At 61.0% G+C, this 5,860-nt stretch carries 3 protein-coding genes; all 3 read left to right on the top strand.

Translation table 11 applies throughout. The features are described from left to right. Window positions 1-133: 133 nt before the first annotated feature. The 3 genes from FHE66_RS15570 (at window position 134) to FHE66_RS10175 (ending at window position 5,405) form a co-directional block, all read left to right on the top strand. On the top strand, window positions 134-310 hold the full coding sequence (locus FHE66_RS15570) for a hypothetical protein (RefSeq protein WP_176554734.1): 177 nt from the start codon (window positions 134-136) through the stop codon (window positions 308-310). A 351-nt stretch (window positions 311-661) separates the two neighbouring features. Further along, window positions 662-4,066 (top strand): serine/threonine-protein kinase, encoded by a 3,405-nt coding sequence (locus FHE66_RS10180; protein WP_139072847.1) that lies wholly within the window; start codon window positions 662-664, stop codon window positions 4,064-4,066. After that, window positions 4,059-5,405, top strand: a complete 1,347-nt coding sequence (locus FHE66_RS10175) for a hypothetical protein (RefSeq protein WP_139072846.1) — start codon at window positions 4,059-4,061, stop codon at window positions 5,403-5,405. Before FHE66_RS10180 ends, FHE66_RS10175 begins: the two co-directional genes overlap by 8 nt. Window positions 5,406-5,860: the final 455 nt, after the last annotated feature.

Below are 5,860 nucleotides of genomic sequence, written 5' to 3'. Positions count from 1 at the left end.
CAGGAGAAGGCCCGGACCATCAGGTCCGGGCCTTCTGCGTTGCCCGTACTCTCCCAAGCCCGCCACTGTGACCTCTCCGTCGAGGCCGGACCGGGTCTGCTGTGCGGTCGGCGCCGGTCTCGGCCGGGGTGACATGGATGCCACGGTGTGCGTCGCGCGCTCCTGGCAGGCATGGAACCGCCAGTACCTCGGCGTGCCCGTCCGGACGACCTACGCCGAGCACAGCATCGAGCCCGACAAGAAGGTGAACCCGGAGACCGCCGAGATCGTCGAGTCACTTGTTCCTCTTGACAGCAGCAACGACGAGTAGTGAACGCCGAAAGCGGGCGGGGCGTCGATGAGGCCACTGTTTCCTGCTGCAGAGACCGCAGTGTTGACGGTGTTACACGAGACTACGCGGCAGCAGGCTCGTACAGCCCGGTCTAGACCGAGGTGCTGCTCGACGGTCTCAAGATCCTGCGCGGCGAGGCAGACATACGTGGTCAGGTGATGGCGCACAAAGGGAGCGTCAGACACGCCAACGTCCACGCGATGGGCAGCGTCACTCCCCCGACCGGCAGACCCCGACATCTACCCATCGGCCGACGAGCCCGAACCTGCTACACCGCCAACGGGGAAGAGTTAAGGTGCCCATGGCGGCGGATAGAACGGGGTTGATACGGTGCCAGAACAGATCGGCGACCATTACGTCCTTGTGAACACTGCTGGTCGGTCAGGTGGGCTGTCCACCGTCAGACGTGGAGTCGACACGCGCGATGGATCATCTGTGGCCGTCAAGTTCGTGATGGGGCCCAACGACGAGCTCTCACAAAAGGTCTTTGACCGAGAAGTCAGGACTCTCCGGGAACTGAGCCACCCGAACATCGTGCACTACCGCGATGCGGGCATCGACGAGACGGGTAGCTACTACTTGGTCCTCGATTGGGTGGATCGGAACCTTTCGGACCTCTTAAAGGGCGGCCCGTGGGACTCATGGGACCGTCTTCATCGAGATTTCGCGCAACCCCTAGTGGATGCTCTCGCCTATGCGCACCTAAAGCAGATCGAGCACCGAGACATCAAGCCGCAGAACATTCTCATTGCCCCCACGGGCGATCCGCTGTTGGCGGACTTCGGAATCGCGAAGATTCGTGGGCAATCCGAGGACAGTGAGTTGACCGTGGCTGGGTTCCGATCTGGACCGTACGCGCCGCCGGAGATGGACACACCCATCCCTTACGTGAGGGACGTTTACTCGGTTGGCGTGGTGCTTCTTCAGTGTCTGTCTGCCGAACGAATACGAGATTTTCCCGACGTGGCGACCACCCTTGAGTCGGTGTCGGTGCCTCCTGACGCCAAGCGGCTTCTGGAAGCTTGTGTCAACCCCGATCCATCGCAACGGCCTCGGAATGCGTCGGAGTTGGCTGACGCCCTGGCGAGCATACGGCGCGACAGAGCGGTGCGCCGTCAGCAGGCGCGAAATCCCGTTTGGCTGCGCCTCACCAACGCTGCGGTGGAGCACCTGGTTGGAAGTACGTCTGCCCGAGTGCAAGCTGGTGCAAAGATTCAAGCGGACCTCGCAGGCGAGGTCTTCGCCACCTTCCGGTTCGACCGCGAGAGTGGCGATCACAATCGGAACGTCATCATGCTTTCGGGCAAGGAATACCGGTACACGCTGAAACTTGACGATGACCGCTCCGGTGGTGTGGTCATTGCAGCGACCCAGCCGGAGTACGAAGTGCTCGAAGGGCTCAGAAAGCGCTCGCTATCTCTGCCGCCGGTCTTCACGTGGACTGTTCAAGAGCCCGCGAATCGAGAACTGGCCGCACACGGCTTGGGGGTTCTCGTTGAGATGGTTGAGGACTTCGTCGAAGCCGGGAAGGAAGGTGCGCAAGACCAGGGGCCGCAGGAGGGTGACGAACTCTTCGACACTTGGCTGCGCATCCTTGACGCCCGCGAGGAACTGGCCAGGGGCGAGCATGAGCCCATCCCGTATCAGTCTTGGAGAACCGCCGGCCGTCAGACAGTCTTCAAGCTCGCCGAACCGAGCGAGCTAGACCTGATCGGTACCGAGTGGCAGGTGCAGGACCAACTGGCCGGACGCAAATACGGCTGGGGTGAAGTCATCGACCAGGACGGCGACCACCTCACATTGTTGGGGTCGCGTCTCACCAACCTGCCGCAGAACGCCGTCCTAGTGCCCCACATCGGCCCCTCAGAGGTCTCTCTTGCCCGTCAGCGGGATGCCGTCGGCGCGGTCAAGAACGAGACAAATCCGCGACCGCACTTGCGAAAACTCCTGCTTGATCCCAGCCAGAACTCTCGACCGCAGACGGTGTCGATAGACTCCTGGCGGCTGGACCTGGATGAGAGCAAGCGGGAGGCAGTGCAACTTGCTCTCGGCGCTTCAGATGCATTGCTCGTTCAAGGTCCTCCTGGCACCGGCAAGACGAACTTCATCGCGGAGGCCGTTGCGCAGTTCCTCAGGTCCAACCCTGAGGGCAGGGTGCTCATCGCCTCCCAGACACACGTTGCGGTGGACAACGCCCTAGAGCGGCTTGATCGTAGTGAAATTGCTGGCCTGGTTCGACTCGCAGGTGTGGACGAATCGCGTGTCGACCCCTCGGTGCGCCACCTGTTGCTCGACGCCCAAACAAAGCGGTGGACGCAAGGGGTGCGGGCGAACGCTGAGGCTAGTATCGAGAAACAAGCCAGCGACCATGGCATCCCCGTTGACCATCTGCGGGCAGCCCTGACGCTGCAGCAGCTCGCTTCCGTATGCCGCGAGATCGAAGCAATCGAATCGAGCATCTCTGGCGGTCGCGACACCGGTGCCTCGGAACTGACCACCGCCCTGTCGGCGGACGAACACGACAGCAACCTGCAGGACCGGATTGACAGCTTATCGGATTATCGAGCGGAACTAGTGCAAGATGCGCAACGCCAATTAGGGGGGGATCTCACTGTCAGCGCCACGATCAGTGCAGGCGAAGCCGCGTCAGCCGTGGACGTGCTGCTCGGTGACAGTGCCGAGGCTGGGCAGTTACTCCAGCGACTCGCCGTACAGGCTGAGTGGCTGCAACGCATCGCTTCGGATGACAGCCTTGCTGCTGTCTACCTGGAGACCACACGTGTAGTTGCGGGTACATGTACAGGATTTCTGCGCAACCGGGCCGTAAAGATGCTCGATTTCGACCTATGCATCGTGGACGAGGCATCCAAGGCGACTCTGACTGAGGCCTTGGTGCCGATGTCTCATGCCCGTCGCTGGATCTTGGTCGGAGACACAAGGCAGTTACCGCCCACCGACGAGGACCTTCTGCGTGCAACTGAGATCATGAGTGAGCACGAGATCACCAAGGCCGACGTCACGCAGACGCTGTTCCAGCGAATGGCGGATCTGCTGCCCGAGCATTCGCAGCGGATGCTTCGTCACCAATATCGAATGATCCGGCCTATCGGAGACCTAATTTCCACTTGCTTCTATGCGGGGGAGTTGCAATCTCCCCGGACCGAGGGGCTGGCAGGGTACGACAGACTCTTCGGCCGTTCTGTGATGTGGTTGGACACCGGGTCCCTCGGTGACCGGCGACGGGAGTCTGCTCCTGGCGGGCAGGCTACGAGTTTCGCTAATCGTGCCGAGGTGCAGTTAGTGGTCAAACAGCTGCAGACGCTCGATAGTGCAATCGACTACGAGTTGGTCCGCCTTCCGCCGAATGCTGCAAGGTTAGAAGTTCTCGTTATTTCTCCGTACCGAAGTCAGGTGGACGAGTTTAAGCGCAAGCTTGCGCCGGTCTCTTTCAAGCACCTTATCCCTGTTGTCATGTCAGTCGATGCAGTTCAAGGCCGCGAGGCGGACATTGCCATCGTCTCCATTACGCGCAGTAACCCAGAAGGGCGGTTAGGTTTCCTCGGAGCGGACTACTGGCGGCGAATCAATGTTGCACTCTCACGGGCCCGCTACGGTCTCGTAATCGTCGGAGACGCCGCCTTTATTCAAGCGACCAACGGGGCGCTGAGAACGGTGTACGATTACATTGCAACTCACCCGGACGACTGCGAAGTGAGGCTGGCAGATCGTGACTAGTTCATTCCAGTTGCTTAAGCGCCGCTTCGGTGATGAGCGCCCGGGGATGCACTTACTCGCGGTGGAGGAAGCTGCGGTTCCGGTCACCGTCGTGCAAGCCGATGTTCTGGCCCAAGAACGGAAACCCCTTCCCATCATCGAAGAGTTTCTGGTTCGGCTGGTCGCGGCAGGTGTGCATACGGGACCTGACGTAGCCGAAATGCTTGGGCTCCAGCGTGACCAGGTCTTGGAGGCGGCCGCCATCCAGGTGAGCGAGAACAACCTTCGCCGCAGTGGAGGTGCGCTAGCCCTCACCTCACAGGGGGCGGAGGTGGTCAGAAACCTCGCGGCCACTCAGCCCGTCGTCAAGACCCTTCCTATTGTTTTCGACAGGCTCGTCTGGCGGCTCGCCGACTACAACCGATCCAGTCTGATGACCAAGAAGGATGCCCAAGAGCAAGGGCGCCAACTATTGCCCGCACGGCAGAAGGCTCGAATTGGCCTCGGTGACGTCACTGCGGAGGGATTCAACGCCCTCCTTAGTGCGCGAGATGGACGTGAACGCAGAGTCGAGATTCTGCGTGTGCGGAAGGTTTCCCCCAATACCCATCGGTATCTGCCAGCCCAACTCCTTGTTTACGGCGATCCCGCTCGTCGGGAAGTCGCCCTGGCACTCTGCATCGATGGCGAGTTGCAGGCCAACCATGGCTTGGCTCTTGATGCCATCAACGCAGTCGATCGGTTGGGACTGTCCGTCGGCCTCCCCGAACCGAGGCCTGTTCTCGATGCAGACCTAGAAAGTCAGCGCGTTGGTCTCGCGGACGTGCAACAGTTAGCAGCAGCCGAGCCCGAGCAAGTCCCGGTGACGAGCACGGCCCGTGGGGTCGCAAGGTTCGCGGTGCGTAGCGTCGGGGTGTTCGAACATCCCGACCTGCTGACGGAAGCCCTTGATGCCTCTGTAAGGCGTCTACTCATCATCTCGCCGTGGGTGAGGTCCGCCGTCGTCACCACTGACTTTGTGTCGAAACTGGAACGGCGACTCCGCGCAGGAGTTGAGGTCACGATCGCACACGGGTACGGTGACGACGACTCAGGTTCCGACGAAACCGCCCTGAAGCGGCTCGCCAACCTGGCTTCCCGTTTCCGCGACAGGTTCATGCTCACTCGGTTGAAGAACACTCACGCGAAGATCCTAATCTTCGACAATCAGTGGGTGACCACGAGTTTCAATTGGCTCTCCTTCCGGGGTGACCCTGAGAGGACGTATCGGATGGAAGAGGGAACGCTCGTGTCCATCGTTGAGAAGGTAGATGAAGCCTACGACCGTTACCGCCAGCTCGTCGCAGAGCAGCAAGTCTGACGGTCACGCTGGCCCCGTCCCGATAGGTACGACGTGGCAGGGACCCTCATCCGCCTAGTTGGGGTCGCAGTGATCCTGTATTCGCGCGATCGAGCGGATCGGGCGCGCGACCCAAGCAAGACCTAACCTCGTATGCCGCTTCGTCTTCGCCGCCTATGCAGCCGCGACCACGCTGGAATCGCCTCGCCTCCCTGCCGGATGTCCGGAGAGGCGCATCTGCGCCTGATGCCCATCGGGGCGAGGCCAACGTGAACCCCTTCGGTCCGCCGGCGCCAAATATGCTTAGCAGATGCGTGTGGAACGGGAACGACCCTCCACTTACCCTCCACATTGAGCCGTCACAGCTCGTCACAGACCGGCTGGAGTCAGAGGCCGAAGTGAGGAGATTTCCTCGACAACACGAGCAAATCCGTTGTGTCCCAAGCCGATCGGCGGTATCCAGAAGGCCTTCGATT

This window comes from Georgenia sp. 311, from assembly GCF_006151955.1.
Taxonomy (GTDB): Bacteria; Actinomycetota; Actinomycetes; order Actinomycetales; family Actinomycetaceae; genus Oceanitalea; species Oceanitalea wutianyii.
The sequence above is the reverse complement of the archived record's forward strand: the minus strand, read 5'-3'. Positions and strand labels throughout refer to the sequence as shown.

Bases quoted from the DNA above. Each gene is read 5' to 3' on its own strand.
- FHE66_RS15570 (WP_176554734.1), top strand. From the start codon at position 134: ATGGATGCCACGGTGTGCGTCGCGCGCTCCTGGCAGGCATGGAACCGC.